This window comes from Variovorax sp. GW822-FHT04E09 (genome assembly GCF_058800845.1).
Genome location: NZ_JBXAMR010000007.1, coordinates 168,066 through 185,818, shown reverse-complemented (window position 1 = coordinate 185,818; position 17,753 = coordinate 168,066). Strand labels below are relative to the sequence as shown.

Below are 17,753 nucleotides of genomic sequence, written 5' to 3'. Positions count from 1 at the left end.
CATGGACTTCGACCTGCCCCGCGACCTCGTCGATTACCTCGCCGAGCTCGACGCCTTCATCGACCGCGAGATCGCACCGCTGCAGGCGCAGGACGACAACGAGCGCTTCTTCGACCACCGCCGCGAATGGGCCCGCACCGATTTCGAGAACGGCGGCCTGCCGCGCCCCGAGTGGGAAGCACTGCTGGCCGAGGCGCGCCGCCGCGCCGACCGCGCGGGCCACCTGCGCTTTGCATTGCCGGCCGAATTCGGCGGGCGCGACGGCAGCAACCTCTGGATGGCCGTGATCCGCGAGCACTTCGCCGCGCGCGGCCTGGGCCTGCACAACGACCTGCAGAACGAACATTCGATCGTCGCCAACAACCCCTTCGTGCTCGCCATCCGCGACTTCGGCACGCCCGCGCAGTGCGACGAACTCATCCAGGGCATGCTCGACGAGCGCGTGCGCCTCACCTTCGGCCTCACCGAGCCGCAGCACGGCTCCGACGCCACCCACATGGCAACCCGCGCCGTGCCCGAAGCACGCCACGGCCGCGCCGGCTTTCGCATCGACGGCGAAAAGATGTGGACCACCGGCATGCACACCGCCACGCACTGCGTGCTGTTCGCACGCACGAGCGGGCGCGACGGCGACGCGCGCGGCATCAGCGCCTTGCTCGTGCCCGCGAAGGCCGAGGGCGTGAAGATCGAGGAGTACCTCTGGACCTTCAACATGCCCACCGACCATCCGCGCGTGAGCTTCACGAACGTGTGGGTGCCCGAGGACGCCGTGCTCGGCCCGCTCGACGGCGGCCTGGCCATTGCCCAGCACTTCGTGCACGAGAACCGCATCCGCCAGGCCGCGTCGAGCCTGGGCGCCGCCGACTACTGCGTGCGCGAGAGCGTGAAGTACGCGCGCGAGCGCAAGCCCTTCGGCGAGGAACTGGCGCGCAACCAGGGCATCCAGTTTCCGCTGGTCGAGCTGGCCACGCAGGTCGAGATGCTGCGCCTGTTGATCCGCAAGACCGCGTGGCAGATGGACCAGATGCCCAAGCCGCAGGTCGAGAAGCAGCTGTCCGACAAGGTCTCGATGTGCAACTACTGGGCCAACCGCCTGGTGTGCGAGGCCGCTGATCGCGCGATGCAGGTGCACGGCGGCATCGGCTATTCGCGCCACAAGCCCTTCGAACACATCTACCGCCACCACCGCCGCTACCGCATCACCGAGGGCTCGGAAGAGATCCAGATGCGCAAGGTGGCGGGCCATCTCTTCGGCTACATGGGGCCGAACCGGGCCACCACCGCCTGAACCGCTTTCCGACGACGACTGACGACGCAGGCCACCCGGCCACGCAGCAACACAGAAGGAGACACGCGACATGGTTCATCCGCTTTCCCGCCGCACGGCCTTGGCCGCCGGCCTTGCCACGCTCTGCATCAGCCTGCCGGCCCTGGCCCAGAAGAAGCCCGAAGCCGGCGTGAGCGACGCCGAGATCGTGCTGGGCATGCCCATGCCGCTGTCGGGGCCCGTGTCGGGCTACTCGGTGGTCGGCAAGGTGGCCGAGGCCTATTTCAAGAAACTCAACGAGCAAGGCGGCATCCACGGGCGCAAGGTGCGCCTGTTGATCTACGACGACCAGTACTCGCCGCCCAAGACCGTCGAGGTGGCGCGCCGTCTCGTCGAGGAAGACCAGGTGCTCGCCATCTTCGGCAACCTGGGCACCGCGCCCAACATGGCGATCCAGCGCTACATGAACGCCAAGAAAGTGCCGCAGCTGTTCGTGCAGTCGGGCGCCTCGCAGTTCGATGACGCCGCCAAGTACCCGTGGACTGTGCCCTTTCTCGGCAGCTACCAGGGCGAGGGCCGCGTGTTCGCGCGCCACATCATCGACAACCGCCCCGACGCCAAGATCGCCGTGCTCATGCAGAACGACGACCTCGGGCGTGAAGTGCTCAAGGGCCTGCAGGAAGGCCTGTCGAAGCAGGGCAAGGCCAGGATCGTGGCGCAGGCCACCTTCGAGGTGACCGACCCCACTGTCGACTCCCAGGTGGTGCAGCTCAAGTCGTCGGGCGCCGACGTGCTCGTGATGGCCGCCACCGCGCGCACCGCCGCGCAGGCCATCCGCAAGGTCGCCGACGTGGGCTGGACGCCCGACCGTTATCTCAACTTTGCCGCCGCCTCCGTGAAGATGGCCTTCGAGCCCGCGGGCGCCGACAAGGCCAAGGGCGTGGTCGCGCTCGCCGTCTACAAGGAGCCCATGAGCCCGCGCTGGAGCCGCGACCCCGAGGTGCTCGAGTACCTCGAGCTGCTCAAGACCCACGCCAGCGGCGTCGACCCGAGCAACGGCAGTGGCGTGTCGGGCTACATCGTCGCGCAGCTCATGGCCCACGTGCTGCGCGAGGCCGGCGCCAACCCCACACGCGAGAGCGTGCGCGTGGCCGCCAGCACCCTCAAGAGCCCGCGCATCTCGATGCTGCTGCCCGGCGTGGCCATGGCCAACTCGGCCGCCGACCTGCACGCCTATGCATCGATGCAGCCCGTGCGCTTCAACGGCGTGGACCTCGACCCGGTCGGGCCCGCGCTGAACATGAAGTGAACCCCTTTATCTACTCACGCCCTTCGGAGCCCACCCATGAGCCAGCCTGACGACCAGGACCCCCTTCTGTACGAGCGAGACGGCGACGTCGCCATCCTCAGCTTCAACATTCCCAAGCGCCTCAACCCGCTCACCCAGCCGCTGCAGGAGGCCTTGCGCCAGCGGCTCGCGCAGCTGCACGACGAAGGCGAGGTGCGCGCCGTGGTGCTCACCGGCGTCGGCAAGTCGTTCTGCGTGGGCGCCGACCTGGGCAGCATGGACGCAACCGCGCCCGGCAGCCTGGGCCAGCGCACGGCCGACGCGATGGAAGCGATGTCGAACCGCCTTATCGAAGACCTGCGCAGCATGCCCTTCCCCGTGGTGAACGCCATCAACGGCCCCGCCGCGGGCGCCGGCGTGGGCGTGGCGCTGGCGGCCGACGTCGTGCTGGTGGCGCGATCGGCCTATTTCTACCTGCCCTTCATGCCACGCCTGGGCATCGTGCCCGACCTGGGCACCACCTGGTTCCTCGAGCGGCTCGTGGGCCGCGCGCGCGCCGTCGGCATGTCGCTGCTCGGCGAGCGCCTGTCGGGCGAACAGGCCGCGCAATGGGGCCTCGTGTGGGCCTGCGTGGACGACGCCGAACTGCGCGCCCAGGCGGTGGCCATTGCGCAGCGGCTCGCGCGCCTGCCCGCGCATGCGGCGCACGAGATCCGCGCCGTGTACGAATCGGCCGCGAGCCAGTCGCTCGTCGGCCAGATGCGCCACGAGGCTGAGCGCCAGCGCGAGCTGATCGACCGGCCCGACTTCGCCGAGGGCGTGAAGGCGTTCATGGAGAAACGCGAGCCCGTGTTCCGTCGGCCATGAGCGGGGCCACCGATTCAACGGCCCCGGCGGGCCTCGAGTTCGACGCCGAACGCCTGCAGCGCTATTTGCGGCAGGCACTGCCCGCGCTCGAAGGCCCGATGCGCCTGGCCCGCATCGGCGGCGGGCAGTCGAACCCCACCTTCTTCGTCGACTTCGACAACCGCGCGCTGGTGCTGCGCAAGCAGCCGCCCGGCGAGCTGCTGCCCTCGGCCCACGCCGTCGACCGCGAGTACCGCGTGCTGCGCGCGCTGGCCGACACCGACGTGCCCGTGCCGCGCACCGTGCTGTACTGCGACGACCGCGCCGTGGTGGGCACGCCCTTCTACGTCATGGAAAAGCTCGAAGGCCGCGTGCTGTCGAACTACGCACTGCCCGGCATCGCGCCCGCCGAGCGCCGCGCCTACTACTTCGCGATGGCCGAAACCCTGGCGCACCTGCATGCCGTCGACCTGGCAGCCGTCGGCCTCACCGACTACGGCCGCCCCGGCAACTTCTTCCAACGCCAGATCGCCCGCTGGACCCGGCAGTGGGAAGCGTCGCGCACGCGCGAAGACGCGAACATCGAGCGTCTCATCGCCTGGCTGCCCGCCAACTTGCCACTGGGCGACCAGACCACCATTGCCCACGGCGACTTCCGTTTCGGCAACCTCATGTTCCACCCCACCGAGCCGCGCGTGATCGCCGTGCTCGACTGGGAGCTGTCGACCCTGGGCCACCCGCTGGCCGACGTGGCCTACAACTGCATGGCCTGGCACACCGGCGCCGACGAGTTCGAAGGCATGCAGGGCATTGACCTCGCGGCCGAACGCATTCCCACGCAGGCCGAGTACGTCGCCCACTACCAACAGGCCGGCGGCTGCGCCGAGCCGGTGACCAACTTCCACCTGGCGTTCTCGCTGTTCCGTTTTGCCGTGATCCTCGAAGGCATCGCGGCGCGCGCGAAGAGCGGGAGCGCGGCAGCGGCCGATGCGGTGCAGGTGGGCGCGCAGGCCGCGGGGTTTGCGCGGCGGGCGGTGGCGTTGATCGATTAACCGGCCGCCAACCGGCCGGCGCGGGGCAGGGCGCCCGTCAGCCGCCGATGGGCGAGCACAGCTCGACCAGCGTGCCGTCGGGGCAGCGCACGTACGAGACGACTTGTCCCCAAGGCTTGGTCACCGGTGCCGACAGCTGCGTGGCGCCGGCCGCCAGCGCACGGCTGTGCGCGGCGGGCACGTCGGGCGTCACGAGGCCCAGCTCCATGCCCAGCGGTTGCGCGGATTCAGAGGCGGCGACATGCCCACCCGGAAAGTTGGAATCGCCGAGCGCATGCGCGGCGAACGCCAGCGTGGTCTCGCCAGTTTCGAGTTCGCCATAAGTGCCCGATTCGTGCAGGAAGCGCGTGGGCAGGCCGAAGGCTTGCTCGAAGAACTTCAGCGACTGAGCGACGTCGGGAACGTAGACGATGGTGTAGCCGAGTTTCATGCTGTGCGGCCCGTGACTTACTTACTGCGCTTCCAGCCGCTCTGCAATCTCGCGCGCCCCGAGTTCCCGCACCGTGGCCAGTCGCTCCAGCTGCGCCGCGCGCGGGCGCGCCTTGCCTTGTTCCCAGTGATAGATCGTCTGGCCCGACACGCCGACCAGCTGCCCATAGATCGCCGCCGAAAGCCCGAGCTTGGCGCGGTGCGCGGCCAGCCGGTTGGCACTGAAGCGGCGCTTGGGGCCGCCCGCGTCGGCGTCGTCACCCGCAGCACCGGCCGCGGCCGATGCCTGACGCGCGGAGCCCTTGGCGACCTTGCGCAATTCTTTTTCAAGCGCGCTCACCTGACGGCGCAAGTCGGCAATCGATGCCCGGTGCGCGACGGAGGCCTTCTTGAGGGTTTCGATCTCCGCTCGCACTTCCTTGCGAGCGACACGGGAGATTTCGGCTTTGAGGATGGAGGCGATGTTTGGCATGGGGGGATTGTGCTCAATTTGGGGACACAAATGCGAAGCCGCGTAGTTTGCGATTTCAGTCGTTTGCGGACAACAGGTGCTTGAAGATTGCGCGTACTTTCTGTTTCAGAAGCTGAACGCCAAGTTGCCTCTTCTCAAACTCTCGTTGTCCGCTTGAACCTCTTCGACTATCTTGAAACATTTTGTAGTTGAAGATGGTGACATCGCAGGTGACGCGCGAGAGAGATATCTGCGCGTTGCTCTGAATACGGGAACGAGGGAGTTATGTTTTTTTGGAAGTTTCGAGGTATCCCTAGAGGTGCGCTGCGATTCAATGTCGAGCTGCGAGGTCCTGAAAAATCCACTGTGGCGTGGCCGCTACCTACTTCGACGCTGATTGATACTTACCAAACGGTCTTCTTGTTTTTGAGGAGTGCCATGGGGGCAATGATCGCAACACTATTGCTGGTCATGGTCTCAACTCCGGCTCACGCCACCGCGTGTGTGGTGTTTAAGGATGGGGAAACTTGTAGCCCGCCTCGAGAAATTGGCTGGACGTGGTACGCCAACGGTATCCCCAAGAAGGTCTCGACCGTCAGCGAGGCAACTGACGTAATCACGGAGCACATTCGCCAAGATGTGACGAGGACCCTCGGGAACTCCTTGTGCTCGCTAGAAGTGACGACTGTACCGATCGGAACCTTGATCGCCGGAGCGCCCGATCTTTGCCAAGGAGGGACGGTCGGTAATTTTGGAGGAGAAGGGGACAGGCTTTGCGTCGAATCAAGGACTGTGATCTCTGGGAAATCGGGAGGAGTATGTACCCCTCCAGGGCCTCCGCAACTCGGGCGACACCAGTTGTTTCGCTCGATGGAGTGTCCCTTCGGCGGAAGAGTCGATAGAGATGGGTGTTGGACAAAGAGCGCCGCCGCTCTCGAACCTCCGTCATGTCGCTTCAACAGCGTCGCTGGTCAAAAGACACCGCATCCAATATTTCCCGCCACTGCAGAGAAGAATAGAACTGAAGTTGATCTTGAGGACTCTAGTCCGGCGCCGATCTCATTTATTCGCACATACAGGAGTAATTGGGGTATCGAACTTACCCGACAGCCCGGTGTGTTCGGAAAAGCGTGGGAACACAACCATGCGGTGAGCCTCACGGCAACCCCCAAATCTGCGCCCGCTGCCGTCTCCATTGTCGGTTCAGAAGGATGGCTACGTACCTTTCTCAAGGCTGCCGGGGTTTCGAGTTGGAGTGCAACGAATAGCGCTGACACGCTTGTGCAAGAAGCCAATGGAAGTTGGACCTATCGCCGCAATGATGACGACGCTGTTCTGAGCTTTACTGCCGACGGAAAGTTGCAGACCCTCGCCCCGCGCAACGGTTGGGCCACCGTCTACACCTACAACGGCGCGGGTCAGCTCGCCACTATCAGCAACGGCTTCGGCCGCGCATTGACTCTGGGTTACAACGCCGCAGGCCAGCTCGTGAGCGTCACCACGCCTGACCTGCGCGTCATTGCCTACGCCTACGACACCGCAGGGCGGCTGTCAGTCGTCACCTACCCGGACACCAAGACCCGCAGCTTCCTGTACGAGAACGCCACGTTCCCGCATGCCCTCACAGGCATCCTCGACGAGACAGGCGCGCGCTTCGCCACCTTCGCCTACGACGGCCAAGGTCGCGCCATCGATTCGGTACTGGCCGGCACGGTCGACCGCTACCAAGTCAGCTATCCAAGCGCGAGCTCCGCTTCGATCCTCGACCCGCTGGGCACCGCCCGCACCTACAACTACAGCACCACCAAGGGTAAGCTTGCAGTCACCAGCGGCTCTCTGCCTTCAGGCCTCGGCGAATCCGATGCATCCAGCCGCATCCAGGACGCCAACGGCCTCATCACATCCGAAACCGACTTCAAAGGCACAGTCACCACCACCACCTGGGACGTCGCCCGCCGCTTGCCCACCACCGTCGTCCACGCCGCAGGCACTCCCGATGCCCGCACCACCACGACCCAGTGGCATCCCACCTTCTCGCTCCCCGCACTGGTCACCGAACCCGGCCGCACCACCGCCTACACCTACGACACCGCAGGCAACACGCTTTCAAGAACGGTAACCGACACCGCCACGAACAAGGCCCAGCTCTGGCAGTGGACCTACAACGCCCAACAGTTGGTGGCAACAGCCACGGAGCCCAATGGCGCGGTCACGAGCTACACCTATGACCCCCGAGGCAACACCCTCACATCGACCAACGCGCTGGGCCACGTCACCACTTACACCTACGACAACGCGAACCGGGTAGCGAGCACCACCGCCCCCAACGGCCTCGTCACCACCTACACCTACGACCTTCGCGACCGCCTGCTGACCCAGACCGTCGGCGCGGGCCTGGCCGGTGCACAGACCACCACGCTGACCTACAAGCCCTTCGGCACCGTCGAATCGGTGACGCTGCCCAGCGGCCTCGTGCTCACCTACACCTACGACGCCGCCCATCGCCTCACGGGCTGGAGCAACAACCGCGGCGAGAGCGGCAGCTACACGCTCGACGGCATGGGCAACCGCACTGCCGAACAGATCAAGGACAGCGCCGGCAACGTGGCCTGGAGCGTGGCGCGCACGGTCAACAACATCAACCGCCTCTCGGCCGCCACGGAAGGCCCCAATCAGGCCAACACCTTCGGCTACGACGCCAACGGCGAACTGACCCGCACCACCAACGGCCTCAACCAGAGCACCCAGTACGGCCTCGACAGCCTGCGCCGCGTCAAGGCGGTGACCGACGCGGCCAATGCCACGGCCACCCTCAAGTACAACGCCCTCGACGCCGTCACCGAAGCAAAAGACTTCAAGGGCGTGGCCACCGCCTACACCCGTGACGCACAGGGCAACGCCACCGCCGAGACCAGCGCCGACACGGGCGGCGCCAGCACCCAGTACGACAGCCTCGGCTTGCCCAGCCAGATCACCGACGCCATGGGGCAGGCCACCACCATCGCGCGCGACCTGCTCGGCCGTCCGACCAGCCTCGTCTTCGCCGACGGCAAGACGACCACGTTGCGCTACGACCACACGGCCACCAGCAAGGGCTACCTCTCGGAAGTCATCGACCGCAGCGGCACCACCGAGTACACCCGCGACGCTTTCGGGCGCGTCACGCTCAAGAAGCAGACGCTCGCAAACGGTGGTGTGCAGCAGGTGAGCTACGGCTACAACGCCAATGGCACGCTGGCCAGCATCGGCTACCCCAACGGCCCCACGCTCACCCACCTGTACGACGCCACCGGCCGCCTCGCGGGCCTGAACTGGAACGGCAGCCCGCTCGTCACCGGCATCGCATGGAACCCGCTCGGCCAGCCCACCGCGTGGCAATGGGCTTTTGCCGCCGCACCGCCCGCGTCCGTGGCCGCCAGCCGCGTGTACGACACCGCGGGTCGGCTCACCGGCACCGAGTTCAGCAGCTACGTGTACGACACCGCGGGCCGCATCACCAGCCTCACGCAGAACCTGTACCGCCCGGGCGACGCCGACCCGACGCACACCACCGTCGCGAACGGCAACGTCACCTGGAGCGTCGGCTACAGCCCGGTCGGTCGCATCACCAGCTTCGATGCCACGGGCAACACCGCCAGCTTCGGCTACGACGCCAACGGCAACCGTGCGAGCAACACGCGCGTGCTCGGCGGCCAGAGCACCCAGCGCACCTACACCGTGGGCGCCGCAAGTAACCGTCTGACGGGTTTTGCGCAAACCATCAGCGGCGCGAGCAACACCAGCGTCACCTACGGCTACAACGCCAACGGCGACCTTGTGACCGACGGCCTGCGCAGCTACGCCTACGACGCCGAGGGCCGGCTGGCCGCCGCCACCACCGGCGCCACCGACATCAGCCCCACCACGCGCTACGCACACAACGCGCTGGGCCAGCGCGTGTTCAAGACCGAGCCGCTGTACCCGCCGAGCCAGGGCGACGAGGCCGACCCGGGGTTCATGCAAAGCCTGATCGCCTTCTTCACCCGGCTGTGGAGCCCCGCGACGAACCAGGCCGAGCAGCAGGGCTACACGTATGCCTACGACGAGCAAGGCACGCTGATCGCCGAAGTGGGCAGCGGCGGCACCAACAGCGGCGGGCAGGCGCAGTACATCTACCTGCCGACGGCCAACGGCCCAATGCCGATCGCGGCGGTGATCAACGGCGCGACCTACGCGGTGCACAGCGACCACCTGAACACGCCGCGCAAGCTCACCGATGTGAGTGGGCAAGCGGCATGGCAGTGGGGCTACAGCGCGTTCGGGGAAGACAAGCCGACGGTGGCGAAGAACCGGTTCGCGAATCTGGATGTAACGCCGAATCCGGGCACGACAGGGATCTCGGAGGTGAAGTTCAACCTGCGGTATCCGGGGCAGTATGCGGATGAGGAGTCGGGGTTGTTCTACAACTACTTCCGCAGCTATGACGCGAGGACGGGGCGGTACAGCCAGCCGGATCCTATTGGACTCGATGGTGGGTGGAATCGGTTTGGGTATGCATATCAAAATCCGCTGATGCATACCGATCCAACGGGTCTCATTGTTCCACTATTGGTGATTCCTGGAGTCTGTGCCGCAGGCGGGTGCGAGGCTGCTGGCGCAGTGCTAGCAGCAGGTGCCCTTTGGTGGGGGAATCAGCAAAACGCAACGCCAGTCCCTAGAGATATTTGGTGGCCTGGCCGGACTGCGGGTCAATGGTCCTGTAAAGCGCGTGCTGATTGCAATGACAATATCCCTGGAAACTGCCCGACCGACCCGGCGAAGCGCTTTGCATTTGGCGGGGGTGAGGCCAACGATTTAGGTATTGCCAGGAACATTGCAAAGGGGAACGCAACCTCGAATCTTCAATGCCAACCGAAGCACGTATCGTGTAAATGCACAGGTCCCAAGGGGGAGCAATATTCAGGAGGATGTTGAGATGAAAGATGACGTTCTAGTTGGAAGTCGTGTCCGCTTGGCTGACCTTCCAGAATGGCTATTGCACGACCTTCCAGAAGATGAGCAGGCAGAGATGCATGCCTGCGTCGGCCAGATCGCAATCGTCCAAGAAATCGACAGCTATGGTTATCTATGGATCGGTTTCGGAGCTACCACGGGTGACGATGAAGGTGCTCGCTATAGCGGGCATTCCTTCGGTGTCCCTCGAGAGTGCCTTGAGTTGGTTCAAGATACCTGAGCTGTTCGGCGATGCCCCAGTCCCTTCCGCTGGGCCCTCGTTTCTCATCGCCCGAACAGCTTCCGAACAATCGACGGTCCGAGTAGCCCCGTCAGGAACGGATGGCGCTCAACCAGCTTCTTGCCTTGAGCGAACGCTCTGGACTCTTCGGCGGTCCGTGCAACGCTGCATGCCCATGATCACGATTGCCAAGGCCGAGATTTGTCGACACCGGCCCGGATGCTTCACGCTAAATCTAACAACAAGATCTCTTGGAGGAGAAAGAGCGATCTCAAAACATCCGAGATTTGGAGATGCGAACTTCGCCGCATGACGAGTCCTACATGAAGATTCTTGTCCTTTTTCTGGCATTTTTTTCCCTCTCCTTCTACCTCTTCGGCGAAGACGAGACGCGGGGGTATCTCACCAAGAAGCAAGTTGCGGAATCGCCCGGCTTTGCCCCCGCTATCTACGACGGCACAACGAAGCTTCAGGGCAAACGTAAAGGGCACGACTCCTACTGGGTGAACTACAAGTACCAGGTAGGCAGTTCGACATATCGGGTAAGCACAAGCAAAACCGACGAAGAGGGAGTGAAGTTTTATATTGGGGCTGCGCAGCAAGTTGCATATGACACCAGAGCCCCCTCCGTTGGCGTACTCAAACGGTACTACGACCTTCGAAAGCCGGGGGAAACACTGGCTCAGGTGCTAATCGTGGTCGGAGTGCTTTGTGCTGGTATAGCGCTGCCGCCCACGCTACTTGTGGCGTGGTGCTTGGGGTGGCTGCGCAGAAGTAGAAAGAAGATGCCGCTACGCACGCGCGAGCCGATTGAACGGAACGCCCCCGCCCAAGAGCCATGACGCGCTTGCTCGGGATCACGTCAAGGCGAGGCCACAGACGGTCACAGCGTCTCTATCGCACAACAAGCCGGGACACTCCGAGATTTGTCGGCACTTTTGTCGGCACCTCACCGCATCGGATTGAAAAAATACAGCATTCATGCGGCCTGCAGCCCGATCTGCGATTCCGGCCCCGGGAAAATCGGGGTCAGACTCTCGTTCTTTCGAGGCGATTTGGCGGGTAAATATGCAATTGACCTTGGTGGTAGCGGCAAAGGACGCGGTGCAGAACGCGTCATATCTAGCGCTAAAGACGGTGCGGTGACTATCCATGTCATCGTCGATTGCCACAAGTGAGGATCTATGACTTGGGAATATCGAGTAATGAGCCGAGACGGCGCGCTTGCTATCTACGAGGTTTACTACCATGAAGACGGCAGGATGCAGGGTCACAGCGCGGAACCAGCGGTTCCTGCGGGCGAAACGGTTGAAGAGCTACGAGTCAACTGCGATTTGTACCTTGCTGCGCTCGGGAAGCCCGTTCTCGAATACAGCAGTTAGCGGGGTTCAAGGTCAGGTCTTGCTCGTTGCCCCTGACCTTCAACAAGCAAAAAAAAGCCGCCTGCCACTCCTTAGTCGCTAGGGCGGGAGGTGGCGATCCGAGTAGCCTCAGCAGCCGAACTGGCGGTAGCCATGATCAAAAAGCTTGAACTCCTGGGACGCCCGGTCAACTTTGCGGTCGTCCAACTCCCAGAGCGCAACTACCCGGGAGTGGTCATCCAACGCGACACGTTGAATGGTCTGGTGCGCCGTCTTGAAGAGATGGGAAATCTCGTGGAATCCAAGCAGCCAGATGATCCAGAAGATTTGGCTGCGGAGATTCAGATGTTGTGGGAGCAGCTCTCTGCAGCGCGCGTTTCTTGCAACGCTACCTGCGCGGGGCTCGGTATCGAATTGCCATACCCTAAGACGGCTCCGCGATCATGGACAGCTCAGCTTTCCCGCTGAGCCTTGCTCATCCTGCCCGAAGAGTTTTCGAGCGATCGGCGGGTCAGGTAGCCCCATCAGGAAGGGCCCTTGACTCCGACGGGTGGCACCATTCAGTGCTTGGCGTCAATTAGTGATTGAAAGCGAAGTGCCTGGAACTGAAGAGCCGACATGCGAAATGGAAGCGATGAAGAAATACACCTTCTCTGTGGAGTTTGATGGCGGTACATACCTGTCTCAGGTAGATGCCGACAACGAGGTGGACGCTGTCGCCGCTTGGGTTGAGAAGTTTCAGACAGAGGCTCCGTTGGCAGCCCGCTCAAAGCGGCTAGTCCAAGCTGTTAGACGAGGCCTCTTCGACGAGAAGCTAACCAGAGTTGAAGGCCTGACTGGAACCTGGTGCTTCTCTACGCTATTTGCCAAAAAGATTGTCTTGGGGCACGTCATTCTTACGGCTCCGGAAAACGCTGATGACAGATTGCGCTGATCCTCAGCGTGAATGGATCTGATAAGGAGTAGCTACCGACATGACGCTTGACCGAGAGAAATCAGTTTCATTGACGCTCAGAGGCTTTGGAGCGCCAGCTCAAGATGTTGCTGATTTGGTTGGCAGAGTTCCTAAGAGCGTTGGCAACCGAGGCGAGCCAGTCAAACAAGGCGTCAAGACGCTATTGACTCGGTCCTATGTCGCTTTTTCGATGTCCTTCGCAAACGATCATGCACTGTGCAACATGCTGCCTGCTCTTCTTGAACATCTTGGTGGAGTAGAACATCTTTGCCAGGTCAGAGACCAAGTGAAGGCAGAGTTCGTCGATATCCACTTCTACTTGCCGGCCATGACGTCCGGTGAGTCGCAGGACGGCAACCTCTCGAGGGCTGCTGTGTCGGACATTGTTCAATTAAAGGCGACGCCATCATTCGGATTTTTCTAGTACCCAGAGCATTTGCCTCGCTCGTTTGGCGAGCCAAGCCGAGTGGTAGGCGAAGTACATCCGCATGCGCGACGAGCGGGCTGATATGGACCGCCGTGGTGAACCTGCCTGTGTGTCGGCAATGATCGCAAGTGACTGCATGAAACCGCCTTCAATTTTCCAAGATCGAGTTGAGTCGTTTGGCTTCAATACGGCACACGTTGCGACGATTTCATCGAGCCTCTCGACTCTTGCGAAGCAATTCAACTTTGGCTTCGAGCACGAGATCGACGACTTGGAAGAGTGCGAAATCGCCTATCTGAAGTTGGAAGACGGGTTTCGCTTCTACCTCTGCAAATACAAGAGTCGTCCCGAGAGCATCGTGGAATTATTCTTTTGCTCGAAGCTGGATGACTGGGAGCATTGGCTGGAGCAAGTGTCGGCTGCTCTTGGCATCGCTTCATCTGAACTTCTCTGGAAAAATGCCGCGTACATGAAAACCCCGTGAAGAGGTGCGATGCTCCTGAAAAGGGGTGGGAACGTTCTGACCCGCCGAGTTCTGCGTCGCCATGTGGAAGGGATATCTTGATCGCTGAGGAAGAATCTTTCGATTCGATTCACTCGCTGCTGAAGGGTGGGCAGGCTGATCACGTGCGACAGCGCTTGATCGATCCAAGGACCAGACGCCTACGCAGACCATATGCCAGGGATCGCAATCACGCCTGGTACTGCCTTGGGAGTGCAGAGTTCAAGCTTGAGAACTTCAAAGAAGCAGTAACGGCATACAAGCGAGCTTACAAAGCGGACGTGCTGGACGCGCAAAGTCTTCTGGCAATCGGAAATTGCTACGACGCTATGAAGCAACCGAAGCTCGCGGAGAGGTTCTTTCGGAAGGGGCTAGAGATTGAGAGTTTGAGTGGAAAAGATCGAGCGGCGTTGTCGGTGAACCTTGGAAACGCACTTCTTGATCAGGGGCGATTTTTGGAAGCCGCGGCAGCCTACTTCCTTGTCCGTACACGTAGAGATCAGATCGGACGGAAGGCTCGCCTGAATTTCAAGAGGGCGAGCGAGATGGCAAGTAGATGACGTGTCAGATGAGTTGAGAAATTCTTGAGATGAAAACGTTGACGGTGGACGACTGGGTGCGTGAGTTCGAGCAGTTCCTGTCAAAGAGCGAGGCAGAAATCGTTGTCGCCGTTTCGCGATTGAAAAGTTGATGTGCTGGCACGCTCGTGTCGAAGTCCGAAAGCATGGAGGTGGTCAGTGATGGATGAAGAAAATTCGAGTGATACCGAGAACGAAACGGCCTGCCACTACAGCATTCGATTGCTCATCACTCACCCGTCCATGTCAGTCGATGAGATCACCGTCGCCTTGAATATGGGATCTACGCACGCTTGGAATGCTGGAGAGCGCCATTTCACCCCGGGTGCGATGTGGAGTCATACCTCATGGACTGAGGGAAAACGTCTCTTCTTCGAAGAGATCCACGATGTTCTGGAATGGCTGGAGGAAGCGCACGAGTTTGTTGTGCGCTTGTTGTCTTCTGGCGGCAAATTGCAAGTGATTGCGCAGCTGCCGGGAGCCATCAACATTGGCAGTGATCTTTCACCAGAGACAATGGCGCTCGCTGCAAGACTTGGTGTTCACATCGGCGTCGAGGTTTTTCCCAACCTGTCAAGGCCGGCATAGGCTGGGTGCTTCGGGCCGACCCTTCGCACCTTTCGTCCGAAGAGTTCTCGAACGGCCGTGGTGTCGTCGCCGCTCTGGACTGGAGATTCGTTGAAAAATTGCGGTGCAACATGAAGAAAAGAAGGATAGTTTTTTCGATAAATCCCAAAGATCGCCACGATGCTCGTGTTCTGTTGGAGGCCGCGTGCGAAGCCCACGAATCCGGTAACTTGGTGGCTGCAATTCGGTACTACCGGCGTTCTGCCGCGCTTGGCTCATCAGAGGCCAAAGTCAATCTCGGAAACTTGTACAGCGCAGGCGAAGGCGTTGCCAAGAACGCTCTGCTCGCCAAGCAGCTTTATAGATCCGCGTTCAGGCGAGGGAGTGCGTATGGGGCGACGGCGCTTGGTTCGCACTATCGAGGTGAAGGCAATACCAAGTTGGCGAAGATCTGGTACCGACGTGCCGCTGCGATGGGAGAAGAATGGGCTCGTGAATCCTTGGAGGAGTTGGCTACCGATTCCGAGCACAAGGCCAAACGTTCTTTGAATTTCGTTCCAGAGGGACTGCTATGTGGTACGCGGCACACGCACTGTTCTACTTCAAGCTGATTGATCAGAGCCAAGACTCCTTCCTCGTGCATGAGAACGTGTACGTCATCAATGCAGCTGACTCAGACGAGGCAAGAGCCAAGGCGGAAATCATCGCCATAGCAAACGAGGACTCAGGAGCTGACGGGCATTTGGAACTGAACGAAAAGAGGGCGAGCTACCTTTTCGCAGGCATCAGAAAAATAGTCGAAGCAGAAACAACGCCGTTGCCTGAGCGCGCAGCGTTGGCGAGTGGACAAGAGCTGACCTATTCGGTGCTCGAGGTCGATACGTTCGATGAAGTTCTCGCCTTGGCAAGAGGCGAAATGGTGAACGTCTTGTATCGCGAGTAATCGATGGCGCTGAGGTCGGTCATTGCACACCGCCTTCACCAAGCGCCGCACGCAGTGACTGAGTCGTTGCATCGGCCGCTTCGATCCGCCGCTGCAGCTCCTCATTCACCAGCCGCACCAGCGCCCCCAACTCCGTACGCGTCGGAAAGACCTCTTCCGTCTCCCCCACACGCTGCGGAACGATGAGCTTCTCGATGCACGCGTAGGCGCGTTGCACCGCATGCAGACTGTCGACGTTATCGCACGCCTGCAGCGCGAGCGATTCGGCACTGGCGGTTTCAGAAGATGCAGGAAGCGAAGACGCGTGCGCGCGCGCGCGGGGAGATGCAGATGCAGCCATGAATGGCCTCCAAGGGTTTCGGTTTGCTGAAACCGACGCACCCGAGTCCAAGCGGGGGCGGCGGCTCGACGGGTTGGACTACCGGGAAACCACTTGCGTGAAACCGGCCGGGCTCGCGCCCGCCCATCGAGCCGCCTAAACAGGAAGCACGAACGACAAAGCCGCAGACCCTGCGGGGTGGCTGCGGCTTTACGTCGCAGTGATTTCAACGGGAGTCCAAGCCCGATCACGCCCTGTGTTGACGTGACCGGCGCAGTATAGCCATGGCCACTGCTGCTCGCGCGAGGGTGGATTTGCAGACCTATCATCCGGCCCTGTCGGGCCTCAACCCACAGCGCACGGCATCGTCATCTTTCTTCCGCAAAGCAGACATGAAAAACGAGAAATGGGAAACGACCATCCTGAGCGACACGGCGCACGAGCACCTCGTCGCGGAACTGAGTTTCGATGGCCAGTTCCTGTTGCTGCTCGACCGCGAGGAAGGCCGGGAGCACCTCTGCGTTGCGTTCCCCGGGAAGGACGGAAGCCTGGGTTCACGCATTCCTCTTCCTGACTTCATCGCGCAGTTGAACGCCGCGGCAGCCGACCTGCGCCGTTAGCGCACGACGGTGCCGCACCACCTCACGGCGCCGCCAGATACGCCTCCACCGCCTTCCCCCACAGCCCCTGCTGCCCGAGCAGCCCATGCCCGCTCGCGCCGCCCTCCAGCGTGAAGCTCTCGAAGCGCCCCTTGCCGCCTGCCTCGCGAAAGGCTTCGAAGTTCTTGCGGCTGTGCGACATCGCGTAGAACGGGTCGTTCTCGCCGTAGAGCCACAGCGTGGGCTTGGCAAAGGCCGCGCCGCGGCGGAAGGTGGCGGGGTTGATGGCGTCGGCGGCGTTGCCGGGGCACTTGTCGCCCATCCAGCCGCCGACGAAGTTGATGACGCCCTGGAACATGTCGGGGTGCAGGCCCGCATACACAACCGCGAGGATGCCGCCGCGCGAGTGGCCTGCGATTTCCATGCGGCGGGTGTCGACGTCAGGGTCGCGCTGCAGCCATGCGACGGCGGCGTCGAGGTCGGCCACGGCGCGGTCGAAGCCGGCCAGGGCGATGGCGGGCTCGCAGCTGTAGTGCTCGCGCTTGGCGGTGAAGCCTTCGTCGTACAGGCCGTCCGACTGGCCGCGTCCGCGCCGCTGCGGATAGGCGATGAGCCAGCCGCGCTGCGTGAACCAGCGGGCGGTTCGCTCGGGCGCCCAGGTCTGCTTGAACAAGGCCGGGTCGTTGCCGATGCCGGTGGAGCCGTGGTTGAACACGACGGTGGGGAACGGGCCGGCGCCGTCGGGCTTGTAGATGACCATCTCGAGCGTGACGGGCGCGCCGTTCTCGACGAAGGGCGTGGGCACGCGCACGACGCTGCGGTGCAGCGGTTGTTGCTGCTGTGCTTGCGGCTGTTGCTGCGGCTCCGGTCGCTGCGCCCAGCCCGCGCCGCAGAAGGCGAAGAGCGACGCGAACGAGGCGGCCACGAGCGCGGCGGTGCGAAGGCGATTCATCTTTT

The 17,753-nt window shown here is 62.3% G+C and carries 20 protein-coding genes; 16 read left to right on the top strand and 4 right to left on the bottom strand.

What is annotated here, in order from left to right:
* Position 1: 1 nt before the first annotated feature.
* From AC1RL8_RS25490 to AC1RL8_RS25475, 4 genes are all read left to right on the top strand, one after another.
* Positions 2-1,288, top strand: coding sequence for an acyl-CoA dehydrogenase family protein (locus AC1RL8_RS25490; protein ID WP_492686481.1), 1,287 nt, complete (start codon positions 2-4; stop codon positions 1,286-1,288).
* A gap of 70 nt (positions 1,289-1,358) precedes the next feature.
* Positions 1,359-2,576, top strand: a complete 1,218-nt coding sequence (locus tag AC1RL8_RS25485; RefSeq protein WP_492686482.1) for an ABC transporter substrate-binding protein — start codon at positions 1,359-1,361, stop codon at positions 2,574-2,576.
* A 36-nt stretch (positions 2,577-2,612) separates the two neighbouring features.
* Positions 2,613-3,422 carry an enoyl-CoA hydratase-related protein gene (locus AC1RL8_RS25480; protein WP_492686483.1) on the top strand — a complete coding sequence of 270 codons (810 nt, stop codon included), beginning with the start codon at positions 2,613-2,615 and terminating at the stop codon, positions 3,420-3,422.
* Positions 3,419-4,453 (top strand): phosphotransferase, encoded by a 1,035-nt coding sequence (locus AC1RL8_RS25475; protein ID WP_492686484.1) that lies wholly within the window; start codon positions 3,419-3,421, stop codon positions 4,451-4,453. Before AC1RL8_RS25480 ends, AC1RL8_RS25475 begins: the two co-directional genes overlap by 4 nt.
* A gap of 37 nt (positions 4,454-4,490) precedes the next feature.
* Here AC1RL8_RS25475 and AC1RL8_RS25470 read toward each other — a convergent pair whose 3' ends face one another.
* Together AC1RL8_RS25470 and AC1RL8_RS25465 are read right to left on the bottom strand one after the other, a co-directional pair.
* Positions 4,491-4,883 carry a VOC family protein gene (locus AC1RL8_RS25470; protein ID WP_307696445.1) on the bottom strand — a complete coding sequence of 131 codons (393 nt, stop codon included), beginning with the start codon at positions 4,881-4,883 and terminating at the stop codon, positions 4,491-4,493.
* A gap of 21 nt (positions 4,884-4,904) precedes the next feature.
* Positions 4,905-5,354, bottom strand: coding sequence for a helix-turn-helix domain-containing protein (locus AC1RL8_RS25465; protein ID WP_341892067.1), 450 nt, complete (start codon positions 5,352-5,354; stop codon positions 4,905-4,907).
* Between the two features lie 264 nt (positions 5,355-5,618).
* On the opposite strand from AC1RL8_RS25465, the gene AC1RL8_RS25460 reads away from it, so the two are divergent.
* From AC1RL8_RS25460 to AC1RL8_RS25410, 11 genes are all read left to right on the top strand, one after another.
* On the top strand, positions 5,619-10,286 hold the full coding sequence (locus AC1RL8_RS25460; RefSeq protein ID WP_493196610.1) for an RHS repeat-associated core domain-containing protein: 4,668 nt from the start codon (positions 5,619-5,621) through the stop codon (positions 10,284-10,286).
* A gap of 1 nt (position 10,287) precedes the next feature.
* On the top strand, positions 10,288-10,545 hold the full coding sequence (locus tag AC1RL8_RS25455; protein ID WP_492686486.1) for a hypothetical protein: 258 nt from the start codon (positions 10,288-10,290) through the stop codon (positions 10,543-10,545).
* Positions 10,546-10,868: 323 nt separating this feature from the next.
* Positions 10,869-11,387 carry a hypothetical protein gene (locus tag AC1RL8_RS25450; protein WP_492686487.1) on the top strand — a complete coding sequence of 173 codons (519 nt, stop codon included), beginning with the start codon at positions 10,869-10,871 and terminating at the stop codon, positions 11,385-11,387.
* 672 nt (positions 11,388-12,059) lie between these two features.
* Complete coding sequence (locus tag AC1RL8_RS25445) at positions 12,060-12,374, top strand: DUF6959 family protein (RefSeq protein ID WP_492686488.1); 315 nt, start codon at positions 12,060-12,062, stop codon at positions 12,372-12,374.
* An 82-nt stretch (positions 12,375-12,456) separates the two neighbouring features.
* The gene (locus AC1RL8_RS25440; protein WP_493196609.1) at positions 12,457-12,840 is read left to right on the top strand and encodes a hypothetical protein; all 384 of its coding nucleotides are present in this window, start codon (positions 12,457-12,459) and stop codon (positions 12,838-12,840) included.
* Between the two features lie 40 nt (positions 12,841-12,880).
* Positions 12,881-13,285 (top strand): hypothetical protein, encoded by a 405-nt coding sequence (locus AC1RL8_RS25435; RefSeq protein ID WP_492686490.1) that lies wholly within the window; start codon positions 12,881-12,883, stop codon positions 13,283-13,285.
* A 64-nt stretch (positions 13,286-13,349) separates the two neighbouring features.
* Positions 13,350-13,772, top strand: coding sequence for a hypothetical protein (locus AC1RL8_RS25430; protein ID WP_492686491.1), 423 nt, complete (start codon positions 13,350-13,352; stop codon positions 13,770-13,772).
* A gap of 77 nt (positions 13,773-13,849) precedes the next feature.
* Positions 13,850-14,350 carry a tetratricopeptide repeat protein gene (locus tag AC1RL8_RS25425; RefSeq protein ID WP_492686492.1) on the top strand — a complete coding sequence of 167 codons (501 nt, stop codon included), beginning with the start codon at positions 13,850-13,852 and terminating at the stop codon, positions 14,348-14,350.
* Between the two features lie 180 nt (positions 14,351-14,530).
* Entirely contained in the window at positions 14,531-14,956 is a 426-nt protein-coding gene (locus AC1RL8_RS25420; protein ID WP_492686493.1) for a DUF4279 domain-containing protein, read from the top strand.
* A 110-nt stretch (positions 14,957-15,066) separates the two neighbouring features.
* A complete protein-coding gene (locus tag AC1RL8_RS25415; RefSeq protein WP_492686494.1) occupies positions 15,067-15,546 on the top strand; it encodes a tetratricopeptide repeat protein in 480 nt (159 codons plus the stop codon).
* Complete coding sequence (locus AC1RL8_RS25410; RefSeq protein ID WP_492686587.1) at positions 15,507-15,878, top strand: DUF4288 domain-containing protein; 372 nt, start codon at positions 15,507-15,509, stop codon at positions 15,876-15,878. The genes AC1RL8_RS25415 and AC1RL8_RS25410 overlap by 40 nt, the downstream gene beginning before the upstream one ends.
* Positions 15,879-15,897: 19 nt before the next feature.
* On the opposite strand, the gene AC1RL8_RS25405 is transcribed toward AC1RL8_RS25410, so the two are convergent.
* Positions 15,898-16,218: a hypothetical protein gene (locus tag AC1RL8_RS25405; RefSeq protein ID WP_492686495.1), complete on the bottom strand. Its 321-nt coding sequence runs from the start codon at positions 16,216-16,218 to the stop codon at positions 15,898-15,900.
* Between the two features lie 263 nt (positions 16,219-16,481).
* On the opposite strand from AC1RL8_RS25405, the gene AC1RL8_RS25400 reads away from it, so the two are divergent.
* Positions 16,482-16,817, top strand: coding sequence for a hypothetical protein (locus AC1RL8_RS25400; RefSeq protein WP_492686496.1), 336 nt, complete (start codon positions 16,482-16,484; stop codon positions 16,815-16,817).
* 22 nt (positions 16,818-16,839) lie between these two features.
* Here AC1RL8_RS25400 and AC1RL8_RS25395 read toward each other — a convergent pair whose 3' ends face one another.
* Positions 16,840-17,748, bottom strand: a complete 909-nt coding sequence (locus AC1RL8_RS25395; protein WP_492686497.1) for an alpha/beta hydrolase family protein — start codon at positions 17,746-17,748, stop codon at positions 16,840-16,842.
* Positions 17,749-17,753: the final 5 nt, after the last annotated feature.

Excerpts from the sequence above, each read along its gene's own strand:
- AC1RL8_RS25490 (WP_492686481.1), top strand. The coding sequence starts at position 2 with ATGGACTTCGACCTGCCCCGCGACCTCGTCGATTACCTCGCCGAGCTC.
- AC1RL8_RS25485 (WP_492686482.1), top strand. The coding sequence starts at position 1,359 with ATGGTTCATCCGCTTTCCCGCCGCACGGCCTTGGCCGCCGGCCTTGCC.
- AC1RL8_RS25480 (WP_492686483.1), top strand. The coding sequence starts at position 2,613 with ATGAGCCAGCCTGACGACCAGGACCCCCTTCTGTACGAGCGAGACGGC.
- AC1RL8_RS25475 (WP_492686484.1), top strand. The coding sequence starts at position 3,419 with ATGAGCGGGGCCACCGATTCAACGGCCCCGGCGGGCCTCGAGTTCGAC.
- AC1RL8_RS25470 (WP_307696445.1), bottom strand. The coding sequence starts at position 4,883 with ATGAAACTCGGCTACACCATCGTCTACGTTCCCGACGTCGCTCAGTCG.
- AC1RL8_RS25465 (WP_341892067.1), bottom strand. The coding sequence starts at position 5,354 with ATGCCAAACATCGCCTCCATCCTCAAAGCCGAAATCTCCCGTGTCGCT.
- AC1RL8_RS25460 (WP_493196610.1), top strand. The coding sequence starts at position 5,619 with ATGTTTTTTTGGAAGTTTCGAGGTATCCCTAGAGGTGCGCTGCGATTC.
- AC1RL8_RS25455 (WP_492686486.1), top strand. The coding sequence starts at position 10,288 with ATGAAAGATGACGTTCTAGTTGGAAGTCGTGTCCGCTTGGCTGACCTT.
- AC1RL8_RS25450 (WP_492686487.1), top strand. The coding sequence starts at position 10,869 with ATGAAGATTCTTGTCCTTTTTCTGGCATTTTTTTCCCTCTCCTTCTAC.
- AC1RL8_RS25445 (WP_492686488.1), top strand. The coding sequence starts at position 12,060 with ATGATCAAAAAGCTTGAACTCCTGGGACGCCCGGTCAACTTTGCGGTC.
- AC1RL8_RS25435 (WP_492686490.1), top strand. The coding sequence starts at position 12,881 with ATGACGCTTGACCGAGAGAAATCAGTTTCATTGACGCTCAGAGGCTTT.
- AC1RL8_RS25430 (WP_492686491.1), top strand. The coding sequence starts at position 13,350 with ATGCGCGACGAGCGGGCTGATATGGACCGCCGTGGTGAACCTGCCTGT.
- AC1RL8_RS25420 (WP_492686493.1), top strand. The coding sequence starts at position 14,531 with ATGGATGAAGAAAATTCGAGTGATACCGAGAACGAAACGGCCTGCCAC.
- AC1RL8_RS25415 (WP_492686494.1), top strand. The coding sequence starts at position 15,067 with ATGAAGAAAAGAAGGATAGTTTTTTCGATAAATCCCAAAGATCGCCAC.
- AC1RL8_RS25410 (WP_492686587.1), top strand. The coding sequence starts at position 15,507 with ATGTGGTACGCGGCACACGCACTGTTCTACTTCAAGCTGATTGATCAG.
- AC1RL8_RS25405 (WP_492686495.1), bottom strand. The coding sequence starts at position 16,218 with ATGGCTGCATCTGCATCTCCCCGCGCGCGCGCGCACGCGTCTTCGCTT.
- AC1RL8_RS25400 (WP_492686496.1), top strand. The coding sequence starts at position 16,482 with ATGGCCACTGCTGCTCGCGCGAGGGTGGATTTGCAGACCTATCATCCG.
- AC1RL8_RS25395 (WP_492686497.1), bottom strand. The coding sequence starts at position 17,748 with ATGAATCGCCTTCGCACCGCCGCGCTCGTGGCCGCCTCGTTCGCGTCG.